The sequence below is a fragment of the Paenibacillus sp. FSL E2-8871 genome (assembly GCF_038000345.1).
Classification (GTDB): domain Bacteria; phylum Bacillota; class Bacilli; order Paenibacillales; family Paenibacillaceae; genus Paenibacillus_AQ.
On sequence record NZ_JBBOBV010000001.1, the window covers coordinates 4,164,994 to 4,186,862 of the forward strand.

A 21,869-nucleotide genomic window follows, 5' to 3' on the forward strand; every position below is an offset into this window, starting at 1 on the left:
CTATATTCTTATTTTATTGTTCCCCGTCAACACGAGCCATAACCTGCTTGGATAGTGTAGCTACCTTATCCTTAGCATTCTGCAAGGATTCACCCACAACTGCAAAATAAACTTTAATTTTTGGCTCGGTACCTGAAGGACGCAGGCAGAACCATGAACCGTCAGCCAACAAATACTTCAGTACATTTTCTTTCGGCAGACCATTCAAGCCTAGCGAATAATCCAGCACCTCTGTAACGGCAGATCCCGCAATTTCTTGTGGTGCATTCGTACGCCAATCATTCATGATACCTTGAATTTGCGCAACGCCATCCTTACCCTTCAATGTACGGGACTCCAGGCTTTCCAAGAAGTATCCGAACTGCTCATACAATTCCTGAAGAACATCATATAATGTTTTGCCTTGAGCTTTGTAATAAGCACCTGCTTCAGCGATCAACATAGCCGCAAGAACGGCGTCCTTATCACGAGCATAGTTACCTGCAAGATAACCATAGCTTTCTTCATAACCGAAAAGATATGTGTAATCTCCGGATTGTTCGAATTGAGTCATTTTTTCCCCAATATATTTGAAGCCCGTTAGCGTATTAAATACAGTTGCACCATAATGAGAGGCTACAGCAGCCCCCATCTCGCTCGTCACGATAGTCTTCACAACTGCACCATTGCTAGGCAACTTACCTTGTTCCTGTAAACGGCTCAAATAATAATGAATCATCAAAGCTCCAGATTGATTGCCCGACAAAACAACAAATTTACCTTCATTATCACGAACCACTGCCCCCATACGGTCTGCATCGGGATCCGTGCCAATTAAGAGGTCTGCATTCAACTCTTCGCCCAGCTTCATAGCCAGTGTAAAGGCTTCGCGTTCTTCTGGGTTCGGTGATTTTACAGTGGAAAATTCGGAATCTGGTTGTTCTTGCTCAGGTACAACATGCACCTGTGTAAAACCAATTTTCTCAAGCACATGGCGGACTGGCAGGTTACCAGTACCATGTAGCGGGGTGTATACGATTTTGAAGTCTTTTCCAAGCGTAGAAGCGATCTCTTCACTTGCAAGACTAACCGCAGCGACAGTATCGGTAAAAGCTTCTTCATCCTTCTCACCAAGCCAGTGCAGCAGACCTTGACGCTCCGCTTCTTCTTGGGAAATCCGTTTCACACCATCAAAAGTGTCAACCCCTAATATGTAAGAAATGACCTTTTCGGCTTCGTCAGGGACAAGCTGTCCACCTTCAGAATTATAAACCTTATACCCGTTATATTCAGGCGGATTATGACTTGCAGTAATAACAATACCGCCCGTTGCCTTCAAATGGCGCACGCTGAACGACAATTGGGGTGTTGAGCGCAGAGAAGTGAATAAATGAGCCTCAATGCCATTAGCAGCCAATACAAGAGCAGCCTCAAGTGTGAATTCAGGCGAGAAACGACGGGAGTCATGAGCGATAACAACAGAAGGTCTTCCCTCTCCAGTATGCGTCTCCAGAATATATTTAGCGAAACCTTGTGTAGCTCTACCTACCGTATAACGATTGATACGATTACTACCTGCTCCAATTACACCGCGTAGACCACCTGTACCGAATTCTAGATCTCTATAAAATCGTTCCTCGAGCTCCTGTGGCTCGTTCTCCAGAGCGCGCAGCTCCGCCTTCGTAGAGTCATCAACAGAGGCGTTCTCCAGCCAGCGAGATAAGGTTTCTGCCGCTTTTGGGCTTAATTGAGTCATTTAGAATCTCTCCTTCTCCATGTATAATATATATTCGCTAATTAATATTAGCTGAGCGCAAACATAATTTCCCCAGAGGCAACAACTTTCCCCTCAACCGACGCAGTAGCTTGTCCTTTTCCAATACTGCCCTTAAGGCGAGTAATCTCCACTTCAAGAGTGAGCGTATCTCCCGGTACGACTTGACCACGGAAACGGAATCCATCGAGCCCGGCTAAAAAGCCAATCCGACCGCGATTCGCTTCTACCCCTAGAATAGCAACCGCACCAACTTGTGCAAGAGCTTCTGTAATCAGTACGCCCGGCATTACCGGATAGCCTGGAAAATGACCTGCGAAGAAAGGTTCGTTAATCGTTACATTTTTAATGCCAACAGCTCTTTTACCCATTTCAATCTCAGTGATCTTGTCCACCAGCAGAAATGGAGGCCGATGGGGGATGATTTCTTGAATTTGGTTGATATCCAGCATTATTAACAAAACTCCTTTCGGATGTTACTTCATTTATTCTTCGCCGAACTGCATAAATTTAGGCAGCTTCGGTAAAAACTATATATATCCTTCACCACCTGCAGAAGTGGAGGTTGAGATAAGGGGCTTTCTCCACCAGATGCGATAGCATGGCGGAGAGGGCCCTTTTTGCTGCCCGAGGCCCCCCACCATTATACATTTATCCGTATAAAAAAGAAAACTCCCTTAAGCAAGAAGGGAGTCGTTATCATCTTAAATTATGGAGCAAAAACCAAATCATAGACATGTTTCCATGTGCTCCATTGTAGAACATCGCTAAACTCTTTTTTGCCAAGGACAACGTAACCGACAACCAGTCCGCCTCCAAGTGCAGCTATGAGAAGCAAAGGAATAAGAATCCACTGGATGAGTGTCCATTTTGATAATCCTCGCCGCTTCGGCTCTTTCTTGTCTTCTGGTTTGTCTTCCGACTTCACCTTTTTCTGACGTTCCATTCCTTCACCTCTACCCGCGCATGTTATTGGCCAGACCTAGCATCTGATCACTGGAAGAAAGCGCCCGAGCTGCGAGTTGATACGTACGTTGAATCTGCATCATTTCTGTCATTTCTGTGGTCATATCGACATTTGACTGCTCCAGCCACCCTGAGCGTACTCCAATTCCAGACGCCTCACCTGCCGCTCTTTGTACAAAAGCCTGCTGTGCTGTAACTCCATCGGCAAGCATATAGAAATTCCCGTCCACTGCCTTTAAAGCATTCTGTGTCTTAGGTTCTACAATCATTATAGTACCTGCTACCCGAACAGGTCCATTCTCTGACTGTTTCGTTAATACACGACCGGATTCATCGATAGCTGCATTGACGCCCACAGGGACCGTTAAAGGATTACCTGCTGTATTCAGTACCGGATTCCCCGTATTATCTACAAGGACCATTTTCGTTGCATCGGTGGTGTCAGGCGTAAAGTGAAAGTCACCTTGTCTTGTATAAGCTGTAGTTCCATTGACCTGAACTCCAAACAGCCCATTACCCTGAAGCGCCAAGTCGGTTGGATTACCTGTTTCTTTAAGGGGGCCTTCTTCCCAATTCGTCGTAATCGAAGGCACATAAGTCCCAAAACCAATATTAAAGCCTAGAGGTGTAGCGCGGCCCGGCTGATCATAGTCATCCGATTGCTGCTGCACACGAGTCAGCACATCCTCAAAGGAACCTTTCTTGCTCTTATAACCATTTGTATCCATATTGGCTAGATTATCCGCTATAATATCAAGCCGCTGCTGAAGGCTGGACATGGAGACTGCTGCACTAATCGTTGAGTTGTTCATAGATCAAACCTCCTATAAGCTGTACCTGTAAAACCCATTTCATAAGCAGCACTTATACCCTGCCGACTTCAGTTACAGCCTTCTGCAAGCTGCTATCATAGTATTGGACGATCTTTTGGTTCGCTTCATACGCCCGGTATGCTGCATTCAAATCAACAGTAACCTGAGTAGGGTCAACATTGGAGCCCTCTAAATATCCTTGACGCACCTGTAAGTTATCAGTTGCATTGGAGTAACGAATGTCTGCCGCCGCTATATCATCAGCGTGAAACACACCTTTACCATCACGCACAAGCTCCTGCGGCTTTGTAACTACACTCACACCAATCTTGGTCCCTGTCGGAAGTCCTGTTACTGGATTTAGTACATTACCCTGCCCGTCCACTTTAAGGGTGTCCTGATTTCCTGTCAAGACAAGAGGCTTGCCAGTGGAATCAAGAACCTTGAAGCCTCCACTGCTCAACACTTCTCCCGTAGCCGCATTTACTGTGAAGCTTCCATTTCGGGTGAATAAGTTATTGCCCTCAGCATCCTGAACGGTAAAGAAAGCCTGTGGACGGTAAATAACCTCACCCTCAGGACTTACATATTTCCCTGAACCATCAAAGGCTATATTTTGACCCGTCACAGGGTCGGCGACTTGCAAATCTGTAGATAAAGCAAAATCCATAGACTTGCCGCTCTCCCTTAAATCACCCTGTAAATATTGGGATATTGACTGTTCTGCAAAAACTCCCGTGTTAAGGCGCCCCACCGGCGTGGTATTGCCATTAATCATAGCCGAGATCAAGACATCCGGAAAAGCATGATTAACACTGTCAACCTGCTTATATCCCGTAGTATTTAAGTTAGCGATGTTCTGTGTTGCCGTATCGTGTCTACGTTGCTGCGCAACCATACCTGCAGCGGCCGTATATAAACCTCTTATCATGAAGGTAGTCTCCTTCCGAATCTAATGCTACCTTTTATATCGGCTGCTTAGAACTTTTTCTTAACGACCTTGTCCAAATTGTCCAGCATAATTCCTGTTCCTTTTACCACACAGTGCATAGGGTCTTCCGCTACCCAAACAGGTACATGTAATTCTTCTGAGAGTAGCTCGTCCAATCCGTTAAGCAAAGCACCTCCACCAGTAAGAACCACACCCCGGTCAATGATGTCCGCAGACAATTCTGGTGGTGTACGCTCCAGTACCGATTTAGCTGCAGCCACAATGGAAGAAACCGGATCCCATAATGCTTCCTTTACCTCAGCCGCCGTAATAGTGAGCGTTTGGGGAAGTCCGCTTACCATGTCCCGGCCACGAATATCCATTTCGGACTTCATCAAACCAGGTCGAACCGTACCAATAGTAACCTTAATATCCTCTGCTGTCCGTTCACCGATCAACAATTTATACTTTTGTTTAATATATCTTAAAATGGCCTCATCGAACTTGTCTCCAGCGACTTTAATCGAAGAAGCGGTAACGACGTCGCCCATAGAAAGTACGGCTACATCCGTCGTTCCGCCACCGATATCGACGACCATGTTTCCACTTGGCTGATAGATGTCCATTCCCGCTCCAATCGCAGCGGCCTTTGGCTCTTCTTCCATAAATACTTCCTTAGCCCCGCTGCGTTCTGCCGCTTCCCGAATGGACTTTTGTTCCACAGATGTAATATTTGTAGGGGCGCATATCAGAATGCGAGGCCGTGAATACCAGGTGCGACCGCCAACACGGTCGATAAAATACTTCAGCATCATTTCCGTGACTTCAAAATCTGCAATGACACCATCCCGTAAAGGACGGATAGTTGTTATATTTCCGGGTGTACGCCCAACCATGCGACGTGCCTGTTCTCCCACCGCAAGGACTCTCTTCGTATCACTTTCAAGTGTGACCACGGAAGGTTCATCCAGAACGACTCCCCTTCCCTTAACATGTATGAGCACATTGGCCGTGCCGAGGTCGATTCCGATATCCTTGCTAAACATAATGAAAGAGCCCCCAAAGTGTTATTTTAATTGAAAAAACAGCAGTTAGTACTAAATTTAAAAATAACATACTTTAGGGGAACTACACAATGTTTTAAAGCTGAATATTTCCTTAAATTTCCGAAAATCTCATGTCTTTGATGCTACAGCAACCTCACGTTTTTTCCCCGTCGTTTTTTTATATTTAATTTTTGTGGCTTCTCCCCCCCGAAGATGTCGGATGGATTTGTGATATTCAAGAATGTGCTTCACCTGATCGGCCAGATCAGGGTTGATCTCTGGCAGACGCTCAGTCAAGTCTTTGTGCACCGTGCTCTTTGAAACGCCAAATTCCTTGGCTATGGTCCGGACCGTATGCCTGGTTTCCACGATGCAGCGTCCGATTTTGATCGTACGTTCCTTGATGTAATCGTGCACGCTCCCGCCTCCCAACTGTGGATAGTTTGGTACATTATATGAGGGGCGGGCTTATATATTCGCGCTTTCAAGACATGACAAGCCTAGGAGGGCTCATTTTATTTAATGGACAACCCAAGAAGCCTTGTTATTAGCAAGACGGAACATCGTTGATCCATCAAAGACAATAACCATTTCTCATAGAAAAATAAGGCTCTTTATAAGCATGCTGCTTACGAAGAGCCTTTTTCAAAAAAAAGCAGGAGGCGTTAGCCCCCTGCAGTAAATATTCTTATCGACCTGGCAGTAACTCAGATGGATTAACTACTTTGCCATCCTTATACACTTCAAAGTGTACATGATTGCCAAGGTCCTTCTCGATTTCACTGCGACCTGCGGTTGCAAGCGTATCTCCTTGCTTCACAACATCGCCTTGTTTAACTTTCGTTTCGCCAAGACTTTGGTACACGGTCTTCATATTACCTTGATGGGTAATCTCAATGACCTTACCTAACACTGCAACATCGTCCACTCTAGTAACTTCACCGCTAAGCGCTGCTTTGACGTCGAACGTATTGTTGTCTTCACGGGCAAGATCGATACCGACATTAGGAATAAATTTGTCGTTATACTGCACCATTGCGGCAACGTGATTGTCCTCTGTACCATTCTCATCATAATACGGTTTGACCACTTCTACTTCACCTGGATTGGCTACTGGCCAAACCAAGCTTTCCGCTGAAGCTAGAACTTCAAGGGCATCTGGATTACTGTTTGCAGTACCAGCTTCGTTAGTCGAAGCTCCTACTTGCTGTGATGTGGCGGCGGTGTCCAGCGGTTTTTGGCCGGCATCCTGATAGACCCACACCAAAGTTAGTATAATTGCCGCTGCCGCCGTGTAGACTGCTGGGAACACCCAACGTTTAGATAACATCTTGCTCCATGAAGAAGGTTTAGCACCTGAATCTCCCTGCGATTTTTTGAGAGATTCATCATGGTTTGTTTTGTTTTTGTCTTGTTCATTCATATGGTTATCACCTCAGTAACCAGTGTTACCGGGCTTCTATCTTTTATACGTATCTTTCAAGTTATTTTTTCAGAAGAGTTGAGATTTGCGTAAAAGAGATACCACTGTAATAGTGTTTGAGAATTTGAGTAGCCGTTCCGCCTTCCTTCGCCATCCCATTAGCTCCCCACTGACTCATTCCCACACCATGCCCATTTCCGAAGGTAGTTATATAGATTTTATTCCCTTTTCGCCCCCAACTGAATTGGCTGGAACGTAACCCTAGCTTCTCTCGCACTTCTCTTCCAGTAAAAATAGTACCTCCAATAGAGATTTCCTTAACCCGATGTCCAGTGGTGAGAGACAACACTTCTACCGGCAATTCAGAGGAAGTAGAGATATTTTTTGTCATGCCTGATTGGGTATTATTTTTTGAAGCAGGAATTACTCTGTCGTTTAGCCCAAGTCTAGTAAGTATTTCCGAGATGGTGAATGTAGATGTCACCGCATAGTTTGGGGTAATCTCTTTCTCCCAAGGACTATTTACACTGCGCAGATAGGGAATCGCTGCATTCCAGTATTCTTCCGAGTTCTCGGTATATCCTCCACTGGAGGCGAAAAAGGAGGCCGTAATCGGCTGCCCTTTATAGGTCATAATGACACCGCGCGTCTCAAGGACCGCGCGCTGAAGCTTTGCAAGGTCGGCGCTTCTTCCGCCGAGCTTCCACTTCCGTTCCAGCGTATCCTTAGATACGTAAGCCTGATGGCTTACCGTATCTGTTACATCCGCCCCCGGAACGGGGACGCCGCTTCTGTCGCCAGCCAGCAGGCGACGAAGGATAAAGGTGCGGGCCGCTACGGCCTGCGCTTTGAGCGCTTCAAGCTCAAAGCTTGCCGGCATCTCGGCCGCAAGCACGCCGCTGACGTATTCCTCCAGCGGCAACGTCTCTATTTGTCCGCTACGCGACAAATAGACGGAGACCTTCGGCTGCGGCGCTTCCTGCGCAGCCGCCTCCGGCCCCGCTGGTGCGGCTGGTGAGGCCGTTACCGTCGGCAAGGCCGGAGGCGCCGGTTGTCCCCGGTGCAGCGGGACAACCGCCAGTGGAATCAGCAGCGCCGCCAGGATAGGCGCTGCGATCCAGGCGGCGGGACCGAGGCGCCTGAGCCGGGGAGCAAGGGGACGCGAGTGCCAGCGCGTTGACTTATTACGTCGCAAGTAGCGGAAATCTTTCATCTCTATGGCTCCTTCCGTGAGTCACTGTTGATTCTTATAGATATGAATTTACAGCAAATACTAGAACAATATTTGAGAGAAAGAGACTAGCTTTCTCGTATCTATCACTATGCCCCGCGTTAAAAAATCACAAACGAAAAAAAATCCTCATTAGTTGAGGATTCAGATTTACTTTCTAATAATACAAGCAAAAACGCCTTCGCTGTCCCTATAAGGACGGTAAGCGTTTATGCGAGAAATATAAGGATAATTTATAGCGTAGAACATATAAACTCTTATATTTAAAAAAAGAACAGGCCGCATCACTGCAGCCTGTTCTCACCTAATGACTGATATTATACCCAAGTTGCTTGAACCTGAAAGCGAGGTTTAACCTCATCGCTTTTGCTTGATTCGCTCTTGGCTACTTCTGGTTTAAGAGTTTCGTCCTTCACCGTTTGCGCGGCTGTGTCTTCCATGGAGATACGCCATATTTCCGCACCTAGTCCAGACAGCTTCTCAGCCAAATGTACATATCCACGGTCGATATGATGAGTTCCGCTTACCTCAGTAGTGCCTTCAGCAACAAGACCTGCCAAAATAAGCGCAGCTCCCGCACGTAAATCCGTAGCACAAACCTTGGCTCCGACCAATTGCGCATTACCTGTAACGATTGCTGAGCGACCTTCGATCTTAATCTCAGCATTCATGTTGTGGAATTCATCCACATGCATGAACCGGTTCTCGAATACAGTTTCTGTAACGACACTAGTTCCTTCAGAGCGCAGCAATAATGCCATCATTTGTGACTGCATATCCGTTGGAAAGCCTGGATACGGCAAAGTCTTCAAATCAACAGCTTTAAGAGGTTTGTCACTAATTACACGAACCCCATTCTCATCAGGAATAATGGTTACACCCATCTCTTCCATCTTAGCAATAACAGGTCCCAAGTGATCAGCGATTGCACCTTCCACATATACGTCCCCACCTGTAATTGCTGCGGCAGCCATATAGGTACCAGCTTCAATACGGTCAGGAATCACATGATGTTTAACGCCATGCAGACGTTCTACGCCTTCAATACGGATAACACCTGTACCCGCACCGCGAACGATTCCGCCCATACCATTCAAATAATTGGCCAGGTCGACAATTTCAGGCTCCTTAGCCGCATTCTCAATCACGGTCACACCTTCGGCGAGTGCCGCTGCCATCATTATATTTTCGGTCGCACCCACGCTAGCTACATCCAAATACACTTTGGCTCCGCGCAGGCGACCGTTACTTTTCGCTTCAATGTAGCCCTGGCCGAGACTAATCTCCGCACCAAGCGCTTCAAATCCTTTCAAATGCTGATCAATCGGTCGTGTGCCAATGGCGCAGCCACCAGGCAAAGAAATTCTTGTATGACCAAGCCGTGATAACAGAGGACCCATGACTAAAAAAGATGCCCGCATTTTCCGTACCCATTCATAAGGTGCTTCACAGGAAGTGATGTTTGTAGCATCCACCTGGATAATATCGTTTTGATATGTAACCCCTGCACCCAGAGATTCCAACATTTTTGAAATCGTCATTACATCATCAAGCGGAGGTGCGTCCACAATGACGCTTACTCCTTCTTCTGCCAATAGAGAGGCGGCTATGATCGGTAATACGGAATTTTTTGCGCCGCTAACTTTCACGCTCCCGGTCAATCTGTTGCCACCGCGGACGATAAATTTGCTCATTTTCGGTTTCCCTCCGCGTCCATTATTTCTTAAATTATTTTTTAGATTAAAAGTAATTGCAAAAAAATTCGCATACTCCATCAATACGCCCATTCAGCCGGGCATGTTCCTTAAAGTTCAGTGTTGACATAATAAAACCTTATTATTCGACACTTTTTGACCATTGCGACCTATGACACTTATAACCAAACTACATATTCCTAAAACATATAGCGGATCATCCCACTCCAGCTAAGGTAATCCAGAAAGAATCCTGCAACAAAACGACCAAGTACAATAGCCAGAAGCAAGTGCAGCAGCCTTCCTTGAGGACTCTTGGGATATCTTATGACCAAATCCAGCTTAAGGTTCTGCAATGCCCACCAAGATAATACAACACTGAGCAAAGAAACAATCATTGAGATCATGCTGCTGGTTCCAGCGGCACTAGACCATCCATTGGACAATATATCCCCCATGCTAACCCTCCGTGTTCGTATTACTCGGAAATCGACTCTTATATCATACTTGTGCAGGGCAAAAGAATCCAGTACTTTTACAAATTTTTAAACAATTCAATGCCAATATCCAAAAAAATGAAGAAATCTTAACCTTTACTACATAGATTACTATAACAAAAAAAGCAGTCAAGCTTAGAGCTTGACCGCTTATATCCTACTGTTGTCCTTTACCAGTGGACACTTTAATCCGTGTAACAGCGCGTTGCAGCGCCAACTCCGCACGGCGGTGATCGATATCATCTTGTTTGCTACGAGTCTGGAGACGGCGCTGAGCGCGTTCTCTAGCAGCCTCGGCGCGTTCAACATCAATATCCGTTGGCAGTTCGGCACTTTCGGCCAGCACTGTTACTTTGTCCTTATGCACTTCAACGAAACCGCCATGAACGGCGATGGAGATCGTAACACCGTCCGATTTGACGGATAACGGAGCAACCTGAAGTGGAGTCACAAGCGGAATGTGTCCCGGCAAAATACCCAACTCGCCTTCGACTCCCCGTACTGTCAAGCTATTCACTTGTTTAGAATAGACGAGATGCTCCGGCGTGACAATTTCCAACAAAAAGGTATTCACTTCCATTCCTCCTTAAAGCTTTACGAAGTAAAGCTCTCATCGAAAGCATACACTTAGCTTTACGAAGTAAAGCACGCTTCGAAAGCATTCACTAAGCTCAGTGTTACATCGATTTCGCTTTTTCAACCGCTTCTTCGATTGTACCCACAAAAAGGAACGCTGCTTCTGGAAGATCATCATGCTTACCATCCAGGATTTCCTTAAAGCTACGTACAGTTTCTTTGATTGGCACGTATTTACCCTTGAAGCCGGTAAACTGTTCAGCTACGTGGAAAGGCTGTGACAGGAACCGCTCAACTTTACGAGCACGAGCTACGATAACCTTATCATCCTCACTCAATTCATCCATACCCAAGATGGCAATGATGTCTTGAAGTTCGGTATAACGTTGCAGCAATTGTTTAACACCTTGTGCCACGTTGTAATGCTCTTCACCAACAATTTCCGGAGCTAGCAGACGCGAGCTGGAAGCCAGTGGATCAACCGCTGGAAAAATCCCCTTCTCGGAAATCTTACGCTCAAGGTTAGTTGTTGCATCCAAGTGAGCAAACGCCGTTGCCGGAGCAGGGTCAGTGTAGTCATCCGCTGGTACGTAGATTGCTTGAATGGAAGTAACGGAGCCTTTTTTGGTAGAAGTGATACGCTCTTGCAACTGACCCATTTCAGTAGCCAGTGTTGGTTGGTAACCTACCGCGGACGGCATACGTCCGAGAAGAGCGGATACTTCGGAACCCGCTTGGGTAAAGCGGAATATATTATCGATAAAGAGCAGCGTATCGCGACCTTCAACATCACGGAAATATTCTGCCATTGTAAGACCGGTCAAAGCTACGCGTAGACGCGCGCCTGGGGGCTCATTCATTTGTCCGAACACCATTGCTGTTTTCTTAATAACGCCGGAGTCCGTCATTTCGTGATAAAGGTCATTACCTTCACGAGTACGTTCACCCACACCCGCGAATACGGAAATACCGCCGTGTTCTTGGGCAATGTTATTAATCAATTCTTGAATCGTTACTGTTTTACCTACACCGGCACCGCCGAACAGACCAACTTTACCGCCTTTAGCGTAAGGTGCAAGCAAGTCGATAACTTTAATACCCGTTTCCAAAATTTCGGCTTGTGTCGACAATTCATCAAATGTCGGAGCCAAACGGTGAATCGGGTTCTTTATTTCAGCAACAACTTCACCAGCGTTATCAATTGGATTTCCAAGTACGTTAAATACCCGGCCTAATGTCGCTTCCCCTACAGGAACCGAAATAGGACCACCTTGGTCAATCGCATCCAGTCCGCGAACCAGACCATCTGTAGAAGACATCGCGATACAACGTACCAAATTGTCTCCCAAGTGATTGGAAACCTCAAGTGTTAGGTTAATCTGGCGACCATTGTCCAAGACGGTTTCAATTTTGATAGCGTTGAATATCTCGGGCAATTGGCCGCGTTCAAATTCAATATCGACAACCGGACCCATAATGCTTACAACGCGTCCTTTGTTCATCTTCATTTCCCTCCTCGAAAGCTGTTACATCAAGAAGAAACGACGTTGTCGTCATATAAAGATGACAACCGTTTCTCGTAGAAATATAAGCATTTTGTATAGTGTAAAACCTATACTTTCTTATATTTTAAGAAGAACTGCAGTGCCGTTCTTAAGGAGCCATACTCCAGAAGCGGGCGATACTATGTATCGCTCCATGCGGCACTGTTTCTCGTAAAATACAAGGCAAGTCAAGCACGCTGCTTAACTGTTCTTGTATTTTTAAGACTGAGCGTTCGCTCCGGCCACGATCTCGGTAATTTCCTGCGTAATTGCCGCCTGACGGGCACGGTTGTACGTAAGGGTAAGTTCTCCGATCATTTTCGACGCGTTCTTTGTTGCACTGCCCATCGCTGTCATTTTCGCACCCAGCTCACTGGCCTTGCCATCCAGAATTGCGCTATAAATCAAAGTTTCGGCGTATTTCGGAAGTAGTACTTCGAGTACGCCTTCTGGTGAAGGTTCATATTCGTAATTTGCAGTCGCTTCATGATGCTCATGATTTCCTACGCCTTCCATAGGCAACAGTCGATCAACGGTTGGGATCTGGGTAATTGCATTGACGAATTGGTTGTAGCAAACGTACAACTCATCATACGTACCATCTACAAACTGTTGTACTGCCGAATTAGCAATAGACTTAATGTCAGCAAATTTCGGCGCATCCGATAGCTCAGTAACTTCCTGTACAATCGGATATTCACGGCGGCGTAAGAAGTCACGGCCTTTACGACCGATAACGAACAAGGCGTACTCATCTTTGGATTTATGTCGTTCCGCGATGAGCATCGTCACCTTACGTAAAATATTAGCGTTGTATCCTCCCGCAAGCCCTCTATCAGAGGTCACGATAAGATAACCAGTTTTTTTCACAGGGCGACTGACCAGCATGGGATGCTGAACGCCTTCTGTACCGGCAGCAATGCTCGATACAACCTCTTTCAGCTTCTCAGCATAAGGACGGGCGGCAATTGCCTTCTCCTGGGCTTTTCTCAGCTTGGAGGCGGCTACCATTTCCATCGCTTTTGTGATCTGTCTTGTGTTTTGAACACTCTTAATTTGACGTTTAATATCACGCATGCTTCTTGCCATGATTTCACCACCTTAAAGCTTTGACGAAGTCAAAGCTAACTTCGTAAGCATCTTCTTAGCTTTGACGAATTCAAAGCCAACTTTATAAGTAATAGCCTGAGCTTCGGCATAGCCAAAGCTCACTTAGTAAGAATCGTTTAGGTACGATCTATATTAGCTAGTAGCAAAGCCTCTTTTAAATTTATCAATCGCTGCTTTAAGAGCGGCTTCGTTATCTGCTGTCAAATCCTTGGTATCTCTGATGGATTGAGCAACTTCAGCAGCACTGCTGTCCATGTAAGCAAGGAATTCCTTTTCAAAACGTTTTACGTCTTTAACAGGAATATCATCCAAGTATCCTTTTACAGCTGTGTACAAGCTAAGCACTTGATGCTCAACAGACAACGGCTGATTTACACCTTGTTTCAGAACTTCCATCATACGTGCTCCGCGATTCAGACGAGCAAGCGTGGATTTATCAAGATCTGAGCCGAACTGTGAGAAAGCTTGAAGTTCACGATATTGAGCAAGATCCAAACGGAGCGAGCCAGCTACCTTCTTCATCGCTTTAATCTGAGCGGAGCCCCCTACACGGGAAACGGAGATACCGACGTTGATCGCCGGACGTTGACCAGAGTAGAACAGATCGGATTCAAGGAAGATTTGACCATCTGTAATCGAGATTACGTTCGTAGGAATGTAAGCCGATACGTCAGATGCTTGTGTTTCGATGAACGGAAGCGCGGTTAATGAACCACCACCAAGCTCATCACTAAGCTTAGCCGCACGTTCCAAAAGACGGGAGTGCAAGTAGAACACGTCACCAGGGAACGCTTCACGACCCGGTGGACGACGAAGCAGCAAGGACAATTCGCGATAAGCCGAAGCTTGTTTTGAAAGGTCATCATAAATGATCAATACGTGTTCGCCCTTGTACATAAAGTACTCGCCCATTGCGCAACCTGCGTATGGAGCAATATACAACAGTGGGGATGGCTCTGAAGCCGAAGCAGTTACAACGATTGTATATTCCAACGCGCCATGACGGCGGAGAGTTTCTACAACCTGTGCTACTGTGGATTGTTTTTGTCCAATGGCAACATAAATACATTTCATTCCGTTGCCTTTTTGGTTGATAATCGCATCGATTGCGATTGCAGTCTTACCTGTTTGACGGTCACCAATGATAAGTTCGCGTTGTCCACGACCAATTGGTACCATCGCATCAATCGCTTTAAGGCCAGTTTGCATTGGCTCATGAACCGATTTACGGTCGATAACACCAGGAGCGTTATTCTCAACCGGACGGAACTCCGTCGTTTGGATTGGGCCTTTACCGTCAAGCGGCATACCGAGTGCGTTAACAACACGACCCAGAAGGGCCTCTCCAACTGGAACTTGCATGATTTGTCCAGTACGTTTTACTTGATCGCCTTCACGAATTTCCTTGTACTCACCCAGAATAACAACACCCACGTTGCTTTCTTCCAGATTGAGCGCCATGCCCACTACACCGTTGGAGAACTCTAGCAACTCGCCTGCCATTGCGTTTTCCAGACCGTAGACACGAGCGATACCGTCTCCGACTTGAATGACGGTGCCCACTTCGGCAACTTCGATATCGGCTTTATATTGCTCAATTTGACTTTTGATCAAAGTGCTGATCTCTTCAGGTCTGATGCCCAATATCCTCACCCCTATCTTCTATGCTTATCATTAAAGGATTTCTCGAGACGTTCCAATTTACTAGAAAGACTACCGTCATACAGCGTATCGCCGATATAAACTTTCAGTCCTCCCAGCAGGCTTGGATCGACCACATTCGTAACCCGAATTTTACGGTTTACGAGCTGGCCGAATTCTGCAGCTACAGCCGCTTGTTCTTCTTCACTTAAAGAATAAACGGAGTATACCTTAGCATCACCAATGCCAAGAGCGTCTCCTTCAATCTTGATATACGTATCCAGCAGTTCGGCAAAAATATCGGTTCTGCCTCGCTCTACTAACAGTTCTACAATGTTCATCACAATAGGAGAGAGCTTATCTTGAAGTGCTGTGCGCAGCACTTTCAGCTTGTCGGACTCCGAGATACGTGGCGCAAGAATAAAGCGCTGTACCTCTTGGTCTGAATGTAATACTTCGACCACTGCCTTGAGCTGTTCTTCTACTTCAAGGGTAATCCCCTTCTCTACCGCTGCACTGTACAATGCTTTAGCGTAGCGCTTGGCAACTACCGTATCGCGGCTCATGATCGGCCTCCTACCTCATTGAGGTATTGGTTCACAAGCTGCTCCTGCTCACTGCTAGCACTAATTTCTTTCTTAAGAAGTTTAGAAGCAATACGAACAGATGCCGTTCCAATTTCGCTGCGCAACTCTTCCACTGCTTTATTCTTCTCGTTCTCGATATCGCGCACGGCCTCTTCTTTGACGCGTGCAGCTTCAACTTTAGCTTGCGCCAAAGCTTGTTCTACCTGTTGATTACTAGTAATTTGCGATTGTTGAATAATCTGTTGAGCTTCCTGGCGTGCACTGTTCAGCGCCTGCTTCTGCTCTTCCACATACGCGACCGCTTGCTCTCTAGTCTTCGCAGCTTCATCCATTTGCTGCATTACCAGCTCACGGCGTTTCTCCATAACTGCGAACAGTTTGCTGAACGCATACTTACTGAGCAAGAAATATAGAATCCCAAAGGCTACAATTGAAAATAAGATGTTTGTCCAAACAATTTCCACTGAGGTCACTCCCTTCCATTACCGCGTCATGCGGACGTATACAAAAGTAAGGCGCGGATGGCATCGGCCGTCCCCGCCAAACCGTAAATACGGTTTATTAAGATGAAAACATGATTAGGAATGCGATAACTGTTGCTGCCAACGGAATAACTTCGACGATACCTACACCGATAAACATTGTTGTTTGAAGCGCATTACGAGCTTCTGGTTGACGAGCGATGGACTCAACTGTTCTACTAACGATCATACCATTACCAAGACCTGCACCAAGTGCACCCAAACCAACCGCTATTGCTGCTGCTAAATATTCCATTTGTAAATATCCTCCTTTAATTTTGGTTCATATTGTGTTTAATGATATAAGATATCTCCCGCGAAAGAAAATCAGACGATAACCGTTCCCTTCGCAGCAGTTCATTAATGTGCTTCTTCTTCGTGAATCGTCATCTGTGCGATATAAACCATCGTCAGAATCGTAAAGATAAACGCTTGTAGTGCCCCGACGAAAATACTGAAGCCTTGCCATACAGCCAGGAACGGAATACTGAGAATCCCCAGCTTCAAAATGACTGTAATTAGTACTTCTCCGGCAAAAATGTTAGCAAATAGACGAATTGCCAGAGCTACTGGTTTTGCCAGGTTCTCGATAATGTTCAGTGGCAAAAAGATTGGAAACGGCTCAATATAGTGTTTGAAATAATGCTTGCCGTTGAGCTTAATGCCCAGGAAGTTCATCAGTATAAACACAATAATTGCCAATCCTGCAGTGATATTAATGTCAGCAGTCGGCGACTTGTACCATAAGATCTCAACATGATCACCATGCGCCAAGTTCCTGGTTGCTTCAATTACATGGCCAAACACGGTTACAGGTCCATGTGCTTCAGTTACAACTGAGAAAGGCAATCCAAGAAGGTTGGAAACAAAGATAAACAGAATCAACGTTAGCCCCAAAGATATGTAAGGTTTTCCTTTCTTCAGGTCCATGGCACTGCTTATGACACCCTCTACAAATTCAACAACCCATTCCATAAAATTCTGAAGTTTAGATGGATTCTCAACCGAAAGCTTACGAACCGACAGCATCACCAGCACAAATACTACTGTACAACTGATCAGAAGCATCAATACGGCTGATATATCTATCGGTATTCCCCCGACAAAGATTTTCGGCATCTCATGCATAGTATCATCCCCCTTTCTCTTTAATCTGGTTAAAGTTTGTTCTTCACACTCAGATATATCCCCGCAGGAATGGCGAGAAGCTGAGGAATGAATACGCCTGAAATAGTTGCTACCAGGGAGAAATGCTCAATCTTGACCGCGAACATGGTGACCAAAATTGCGAAGCTAATCCGTGTAACAAAACCGAGGCTGAAGGCATTCCCTTCGTTGCTCGCAATCGACTGCGTTACCCGTCGAACCTTGACGGCCAGATAACGAAAGTTTACCAATCCCGCCACCAGACCCAGAGTCATGCCCAGTGTAAACTCCCTGGTCTCATGATGAAGCGCCCAGCCCATTAAGAGTCCTGCCATAAGGACGAGCGTAACTCTAGTGACGGTATTGATCATGGGAGTCATATTATCCATTCTGCTCCCCCAAAAATTTTTTAATTAACAGGACGACGTTCACAATTCCCAGAATCATTCCGGTTATAGTGCCAATAGCGAGCCAATATTTAGGCCCCTCCATCAAGTCTTTCAGCCACCTTGCCGCAAAAAAACCAATAACAATGTAAGCGGCGAGTATAGTGCCTGCACTTCCAATGATAAGCGCGGTCTGTAACAAGCTGTCCCTGCTATTTTGTTCTTTCATGGCTACAATCCCAACTAATTTTACTGAATTTCTGGAGTCTTTGTCAATTCATTGAACATTGCCCAAAAACCCTTGAAAACATGAAAATAATCACAGCAAAATGTTCCAAAACCATATAAACCGTACAGTTTCACTGTATGTTGATTTTAATCAGATCAGATATTACTTTAAATGAAATTATTTATTTTTTGTGAACATTCTGTGAAACTCTTCAGGACGCTCCTTTTTTACACCAAAATGGTGCAAAATCGCATTGACAATTCGTTGGGAGGCTTTGCCATCTCCGTACGGGTTGGCGGCCCGACTCATCGACTGATAGAGCTCATTATCAGTCAAAAGAGCATGTGTCCGTGCATACACCTTCTCCTCGTCCGTGCCCACAAGTTCTAGCGTTCCAGCGTCTATCCCTTCAGGACGCTCCGTCGTATCACGAAGCACAAGAACTGGTACTCCGTATGAAGGAGCTTCCTCTTGTAAACCGCCAGAATCGGTCAATATCAAGTGGGTATGCGGATAAAAATTATGCAAATCCACGACATCCAGCGGATCAATCAGCTTAATTCTTGGATGTCCACCCAAAATTTCATGTGCAGGTTCCTTAACAGCAGGACTCGGATGCACAGGATAAACAATGGCTACATCTTCGAATTCATCAGCGATTCTTTTGACTGCCCGGAAGATATTCCGATGCGGTTCACCTTGCGATTCTCTACGGTGAGCAGTCATCAAAATAAGTTTTTTTCCTGAAGCAAAATCCAAAACAGGATGCCGGTAATCAGGCTGTACGGTATATTGAAACACATCGGTTACAGTGTTGCCTGTGATATAAATACTTGATTCTTTTTTGTTCTCATGTCTCAGATTACTAGCTGACCAATCCGTTGGAGCGAAATGCAGGTCTGCTAATACACCTGTAAGCTGACGGTTCATTTCTTCAGGATACGGAGACAATTTGTTCCATGTCCGAAGTCCTGCTTCTACGTGCCCAACCTGAATTTGCTGCAGGAAAGAGGCATAGCTTGCAAGGAACGTCGTTAATGTGTCCCCGTGCACCAATACGAGATCAGGTTTAACCTCTCTGAGTACAGGTTCCAGGCCTTCAAGTACTCGAATAGTAATCTCATTAAGCGTCTGACGATCCTTCATCACATCCAGATCGTAATCAGGAGTGATATTGAACACTTCCAACACTTGATCGAGCAACTCCCTGTGCTGTGCTGTTACACATACAATTGACTCAATGTGCTCAGGATGCTTCTTCAGTTCAAGAACTAGAGGAGCCATCTTGATCGCCTCGGGGCGCACTCCGAAAATAGTCATCACTTTAATTTTGGACATAACCCCTACCCTCTCATCAAAAAATAAACAAATTTCTTATATCCTATTACGATTTACTATTTACTTAGTTCCGTACAAACGATCTCCAGCATCGCCAAGTCCCGGAACGATATATCCATGCTCATTCAAATGATCATCAAGCGCAGCTACATAAATATCAACATCTGGGTGAGCCTCTTGGACGGCAGCAACACCTTCTGGAGCTGCAATCAGGTTCATCATTTTAATTTGTGTACAGCCACGCTTCTTCAGCGAGGTAATAGCAGCAATCGCAGACCCCCCCGTAGCTAGCATTGGATCAATTACGATCAGCTCACGTTCCTGTACATCTGTAGGAAGCTTGATGTAATACTCAACCGGTTGAAGCGTGTCCGGATCACGGAATAAGCCAACATGTCCTACTTTAGCAGCAGGAAGAAGCTTCAGAACGCCCTCAAGCATACCCAGACCAGCACGAAGAATAGGGATAAGCCCAAGCATTCTTCCAGAAATCACTTTACTTTCCGTTTCAGTGACCGGTGTTTGTACTGTAATGGTTTCTAGAGGAATATCACGTGTTATCTCATAAGCCATCAATGTGGCAACTTCGTCAACATGCTCTCTGAAATCCTTCGTGTTTGTTCTTACGTCGCGAATAAATGTTAGTTTGTGTTGAATTAAAGGATGATCGCAAATCACCAATTTTCCCATTTCCTGTCCCTCCGGTAATTGTAAGTCGTGTCTATAACCCTAGAAAGCGCTTTTGCTTCTCTATGGCTAAATCCTGTCTATTATAGCATTCCCATCGCCGCATTTCACCTAGAAAGGCACATGTATCCATATTGAACCCCTACCCCTGTATTTTCCTTTGCTTATAAAGGTAAGGATTGGAAATTCCATTGCCTTTTCAGGAATAAAACCTTGATTAGGTTGTGCAAATTTGCATTTTTCATACTATTCACATTTTTTTCACTATTGTTTATGAAAGTTCCATGAACTTTCATGATTGATTTCATGATTTTCCATCAATTCACCCATATAATATTGTGAACAATAAACAACAAAAAACCTCCACCAAACCCTAAAATCAGGACTCGGTGGAGGTGAATTTATTAATGAATACGAATAGGAACTAGTATTTCAGTTCTGGATAAAGTGGGTACTGATCCGTCAAATCAGCAACTTGACGAGCTGCCTCAGCTAATTTCAATTCATCCTTCGGATTCTTCAGAACATTAGCTATAATGCGGCCAATAACCACCATAGCTTGCTCGTCCATACCACGGGAAGTAACCGCAGGTGTACCAATACGAATACCGCTTGTTACGAAAGGACTTGTAGGATCAAATGGAATTGCGTTTTTATTCACAGTGATTCCGATGGAATCTAGTACCTTTTCCGCATCTTTTCCGGTAATGTTCAGGTTACGTGTATCAAGCAACATCAAGTGGTTATCTGTACCACCGGATACAATGTTAACCCCTTCGCTTATCAGTGTTTCTGCAAGAACATTTGCATTCTTCACTACATTCTCAGCATAGGTCTTAAAGGATGGCAGCAAAGCTTCGCCGAATGCGACTGCTTTTGACGCAATGACATGCATCAGCGGTCCACCTTGGGAACCAGGGAATACGGCTTTATCGATAGCAGCCGCCCATGGCTGTCTGCACATAATCATACCTCCGCGGGGACCGCGTAAAGTCTTATGTGTTGTAGTTGTAACGAAATGAGCATGAGGAACCGGGCTCGGATGAAGACCAGCAGCAACAAGACCTGCGATATGGGCCATATCTACCATAAACAACGCGCCGACATCATTGGCGATAGCACCAAGTTTTTCGAAATCAATAATGCGCGGATACGCACTTGCACCAGCAACAATCAACTTAGGACGGTGCTTGAAGGCTGCTTTGCGTACTTCGTCATAATCAATTAGGAAAGTATCTTCTTGTACACCATAAGCTACGAAGTTATAGAGTAATCCAGAAGCATTTACTGGACTACCATGCGTTAAATGTCCGCCATGCGCCAAGTTCATGCCAAGAACCGTGTCGCCCGGGTTAAGTGCAGCGAGATATACAGCCATATTCGCTTGTGCTCCAGAGTGAGGCTGTACGTTGACATGTTCCGCACCGAACAATTCTTTTGCACGATCACGAGCCAGATTCTCAACGATATCCACATCTTCACAGCCACCATAATACCGTTTGCCTGGATAGCCTTCTGCATATTTGTTCGTAAGCACTGAGCCCATGGCTTCCATTACGGCTTCGCTAACGATATTCTCTGAGGCAATAAGCTCAATGTTGGCACGCTGACGTTTCAGTTCCAGTTCCATTGCTTCCAGTACTGCCGGGTCACTCTTACGTAATTGTTCCATGTTCTTATTTCCTCCCTAGTGTGTGTAGATATGTTGTATTTAAATAGAAACGATTTGCCCGCCACGAAAAAGCTTTAGG

24 protein-coding genes are annotated in these 21,869 nt (G+C 45.5%); all 24 read right to left on the reverse strand.

Features of this window, described 5'->3' with window-relative positions:
- Positions 1 to 13: 13 nt before the first annotated feature.
- Positions 14 to 1,735: a phospho-sugar mutase gene (locus NYE25_RS18960; RefSeq protein ID WP_341146591.1), complete on the reverse strand. Its 1,722-nt coding sequence runs from the start codon at positions 1,733 to 1,735 to the stop codon at positions 14 to 16.
- Positions 1,736 to 1,782: 47 nt separating this feature from the next.
- A complete protein-coding gene (gene fabZ / locus NYE25_RS18965; protein ID WP_042192447.1) occupies positions 1,783 to 2,205 on the reverse strand; it encodes a 3-hydroxyacyl-ACP dehydratase FabZ in 423 nt (140 codons plus the stop codon).
- A 257-nt stretch (positions 2,206 to 2,462) separates the two neighbouring features.
- Positions 2,463 to 2,699 (reverse strand): DNA-directed RNA polymerase subunit beta, encoded by a 237-nt coding sequence (locus NYE25_RS18970; RefSeq protein WP_042192450.1) that lies wholly within the window; start codon positions 2,697 to 2,699, stop codon positions 2,463 to 2,465.
- A gap of 10 nt (positions 2,700 to 2,709) precedes the next feature.
- Positions 2,710 to 3,531 (reverse strand): flagellar hook-basal body protein, encoded by an 822-nt coding sequence (locus NYE25_RS18975; RefSeq protein WP_076285654.1) that lies wholly within the window; start codon positions 3,529 to 3,531, stop codon positions 2,710 to 2,712.
- 52 nt (positions 3,532 to 3,583) lie between these two features.
- Positions 3,584 to 4,462, reverse strand: coding sequence for a flagellar hook-basal body protein (locus NYE25_RS18980; protein WP_149645345.1), 879 nt, complete (start codon positions 4,460 to 4,462; stop codon positions 3,584 to 3,586).
- Positions 4,463 to 4,509: 47 nt separating this feature from the next.
- Positions 4,510 to 5,508 carry a rod shape-determining protein gene (locus NYE25_RS18985; RefSeq protein WP_042192456.1) on the reverse strand — a complete coding sequence of 333 codons (999 nt, stop codon included), beginning with the start codon at positions 5,506 to 5,508 and terminating at the stop codon, positions 4,510 to 4,512.
- Between the two features lie 129 nt (positions 5,509 to 5,637).
- Positions 5,638 to 5,925: a sporulation transcriptional regulator SpoIIID gene (gene spoIIID, locus NYE25_RS18990; RefSeq protein WP_234530662.1), complete on the reverse strand. Its 288-nt coding sequence runs from the start codon at positions 5,923 to 5,925 to the stop codon at positions 5,638 to 5,640.
- Between the two features lie 271 nt (positions 5,926 to 6,196).
- Positions 6,197 to 6,931, reverse strand: a complete 735-nt coding sequence (locus tag NYE25_RS18995; RefSeq protein ID WP_042192459.1) for a M23 family metallopeptidase — start codon at positions 6,929 to 6,931, stop codon at positions 6,197 to 6,199.
- A 61-nt stretch (positions 6,932 to 6,992) separates the two neighbouring features.
- Positions 6,993 to 8,144, reverse strand: a complete 1,152-nt coding sequence (spoIID, locus tag NYE25_RS19000) for a stage II sporulation protein D (protein ID WP_341146592.1) — start codon at positions 8,142 to 8,144, stop codon at positions 6,993 to 6,995.
- Positions 8,145 to 8,479: 335 nt separating this feature from the next.
- Entirely contained in the window at positions 8,480 to 9,856 is a 1,377-nt protein-coding gene (gene murA, locus NYE25_RS19005) for a UDP-N-acetylglucosamine 1-carboxyvinyltransferase (RefSeq protein ID WP_042192464.1), read from the reverse strand.
- Between the two features lie 200 nt (positions 9,857 to 10,056).
- Complete coding sequence (locus NYE25_RS19010) at positions 10,057 to 10,314, reverse strand: DUF1146 family protein (RefSeq protein WP_076285651.1); 258 nt, start codon at positions 10,312 to 10,314, stop codon at positions 10,057 to 10,059.
- Positions 10,315 to 10,510: 196 nt separating this feature from the next.
- On the reverse strand, positions 10,511 to 10,927 hold the full coding sequence (locus NYE25_RS19015; protein ID WP_042131365.1) for a F0F1 ATP synthase subunit epsilon: 417 nt from the start codon (positions 10,925 to 10,927) through the stop codon (positions 10,511 to 10,513).
- A 103-nt stretch (positions 10,928 to 11,030) separates the two neighbouring features.
- Positions 11,031 to 12,431 carry a F0F1 ATP synthase subunit beta gene (gene atpD / locus NYE25_RS19020; protein WP_042192466.1) on the reverse strand — a complete coding sequence of 467 codons (1,401 nt, stop codon included), beginning with the start codon at positions 12,429 to 12,431 and terminating at the stop codon, positions 11,031 to 11,033.
- A 261-nt stretch (positions 12,432 to 12,692) separates the two neighbouring features.
- Positions 12,693 to 13,562 carry an ATP synthase F1 subunit gamma gene (gene atpG / locus NYE25_RS19025; protein WP_042131368.1) on the reverse strand — a complete coding sequence of 290 codons (870 nt, stop codon included), beginning with the start codon at positions 13,560 to 13,562 and terminating at the stop codon, positions 12,693 to 12,695.
- Positions 13,563 to 13,715: 153 nt separating this feature from the next.
- Positions 13,716 to 15,227 carry a F0F1 ATP synthase subunit alpha gene (gene atpA, locus NYE25_RS19030; RefSeq protein ID WP_042131369.1) on the reverse strand — a complete coding sequence of 504 codons (1,512 nt, stop codon included), beginning with the start codon at positions 15,225 to 15,227 and terminating at the stop codon, positions 13,716 to 13,718.
- Between the two features lie 11 nt (positions 15,228 to 15,238).
- Positions 15,239 to 15,790, reverse strand: coding sequence for a F0F1 ATP synthase subunit delta (locus NYE25_RS19035; RefSeq protein WP_060625972.1), 552 nt, complete (start codon positions 15,788 to 15,790; stop codon positions 15,239 to 15,241).
- Positions 15,787 to 16,275, reverse strand: a complete 489-nt coding sequence (gene atpF / locus NYE25_RS19040; protein WP_341146593.1) for a F0F1 ATP synthase subunit B — start codon at positions 16,273 to 16,275, stop codon at positions 15,787 to 15,789. Before atpF ends, NYE25_RS19035 begins: the two co-directional genes overlap by 4 nt.
- A 97-nt stretch (positions 16,276 to 16,372) precedes the next feature.
- Positions 16,373 to 16,588, reverse strand: a complete 216-nt coding sequence (atpE, locus tag NYE25_RS19045) for a F0F1 ATP synthase subunit C (RefSeq protein WP_060625974.1) — start codon at positions 16,586 to 16,588, stop codon at positions 16,373 to 16,375.
- Between the two features lie 104 nt (positions 16,589 to 16,692).
- Complete coding sequence (gene atpB / locus NYE25_RS19050) at positions 16,693 to 17,460, reverse strand: F0F1 ATP synthase subunit A (protein WP_042192471.1); 768 nt, start codon at positions 17,458 to 17,460, stop codon at positions 16,693 to 16,695.
- 29 nt (positions 17,461 to 17,489) lie between these two features.
- Positions 17,490 to 17,867: an ATP synthase subunit I gene (locus tag NYE25_RS19055; protein WP_341146594.1), complete on the reverse strand. Its 378-nt coding sequence runs from the start codon at positions 17,865 to 17,867 to the stop codon at positions 17,490 to 17,492.
- Complete coding sequence (locus NYE25_RS19060) at positions 17,860 to 18,093, reverse strand: AtpZ/AtpI family protein (RefSeq protein ID WP_042192476.1); 234 nt, start codon at positions 18,091 to 18,093, stop codon at positions 17,860 to 17,862. The genes NYE25_RS19055 and NYE25_RS19060 overlap by 8 nt, the downstream gene beginning before the upstream one ends.
- 177 nt (positions 18,094 to 18,270) lie before the next feature.
- Entirely contained in the window at positions 18,271 to 19,431 is a 1,161-nt protein-coding gene (wecB, locus tag NYE25_RS19065) for a non-hydrolyzing UDP-N-acetylglucosamine 2-epimerase (protein ID WP_341146595.1), read from the reverse strand.
- Positions 19,432 to 19,491: 60 nt separating this feature from the next.
- Positions 19,492 to 20,121: a uracil phosphoribosyltransferase gene (gene upp, locus NYE25_RS19070; protein ID WP_042131376.1), complete on the reverse strand. Its 630-nt coding sequence runs from the start codon at positions 20,119 to 20,121 to the stop codon at positions 19,492 to 19,494.
- 421 nt (positions 20,122 to 20,542) lie between these two features.
- Positions 20,543 to 21,790: a serine hydroxymethyltransferase gene (glyA, locus tag NYE25_RS19075; protein WP_341059281.1), complete on the reverse strand. Its 1,248-nt coding sequence runs from the start codon at positions 21,788 to 21,790 to the stop codon at positions 20,543 to 20,545.
- Positions 21,791 to 21,869 lie beyond the last annotated feature (79 nt).

Excerpts from the sequence above, each read along its gene's own strand:
- atpE (WP_060625974.1), bottom strand. The coding sequence starts at position 16,588 with ATGGAATATTTAGCAGCAGCAATAGCGGTTGGTTTGGGTGCACTTGGT.
- NYE25_RS19035 (WP_060625972.1), bottom strand. The coding sequence starts at position 15,790 with ATGAGCCGCGATACGGTAGTTGCCAAGCGCTACGCTAAAGCATTGTAC.
- upp (WP_042131376.1), bottom strand. The coding sequence starts at position 20,121 with ATGGGAAAATTGGTGATTTGCGATCATCCTTTAATTCAACACAAACTA.
- murA (WP_042192464.1), bottom strand. The coding sequence starts at position 9,856 with ATGAGCAAATTTATCGTCCGCGGTGGCAACAGATTGACCGGGAGCGTG.
- NYE25_RS18985 (WP_042192456.1), bottom strand. The coding sequence starts at position 5,508 with ATGTTTAGCAAGGATATCGGAATCGACCTCGGCACGGCCAATGTGCTC.
- NYE25_RS18975 (WP_076285654.1), bottom strand. The coding sequence starts at position 3,531 with ATGAACAACTCAACGATTAGTGCAGCAGTCTCCATGTCCAGCCTTCAG.
- glyA (WP_341059281.1), bottom strand. The coding sequence starts at position 21,790 with ATGGAACAATTACGTAAGAGTGACCCGGCAGTACTGGAAGCAATGGAA.
- NYE25_RS18980 (WP_149645345.1), bottom strand. The coding sequence starts at position 4,462 with ATGATAAGAGGTTTATATACGGCCGCTGCAGGTATGGTTGCGCAGCAA.
- NYE25_RS19060 (WP_042192476.1), bottom strand. The coding sequence starts at position 18,093 with ATGAAAGAACAAAATAGCAGGGACAGCTTGTTACAGACCGCGCTTATC.
- NYE25_RS19010 (WP_076285651.1), bottom strand. The coding sequence starts at position 10,314 with ATGGGGGATATATTGTCCAATGGATGGTCTAGTGCCGCTGGAACCAGC.
- NYE25_RS18995 (WP_042192459.1), bottom strand. The coding sequence starts at position 6,931 with ATGAATGAACAAGACAAAAACAAAACAAACCATGATGAATCTCTCAAA.
- NYE25_RS19055 (WP_341146594.1), bottom strand. The coding sequence starts at position 17,867 with ATGGATAATATGACTCCCATGATCAATACCGTCACTAGAGTTACGCTC.
- NYE25_RS18960 (WP_341146591.1), bottom strand. The coding sequence starts at position 1,735 with ATGACTCAATTAAGCCCAAAAGCGGCAGAAACCTTATCTCGCTGGCTG.
- wecB (WP_341146595.1), bottom strand. The coding sequence starts at position 19,431 with ATGTCCAAAATTAAAGTGATGACTATTTTCGGAGTGCGCCCCGAGGCG.
- spoIID (WP_341146592.1), bottom strand. The coding sequence starts at position 8,144 with ATGAAAGATTTCCGCTACTTGCGACGTAATAAGTCAACGCGCTGGCAC.
- atpG (WP_042131368.1), bottom strand. The coding sequence starts at position 13,562 with ATGGCAAGAAGCATGCGTGATATTAAACGTCAAATTAAGAGTGTTCAA.
- NYE25_RS18970 (WP_042192450.1), bottom strand. The coding sequence starts at position 2,699 with ATGGAACGTCAGAAAAAGGTGAAGTCGGAAGACAAACCAGAAGACAAG.
- atpD (WP_042192466.1), bottom strand. The coding sequence starts at position 12,431 with ATGAACAAAGGACGCGTTGTAAGCATTATGGGTCCGGTTGTCGATATT.
- fabZ (WP_042192447.1), bottom strand. The coding sequence starts at position 2,205 with ATGCTGGATATCAACCAAATTCAAGAAATCATCCCCCATCGGCCTCCA.
- atpB (WP_042192471.1), bottom strand. The coding sequence starts at position 17,460 with ATGCATGAGATGCCGAAAATCTTTGTCGGGGGAATACCGATAGATATA.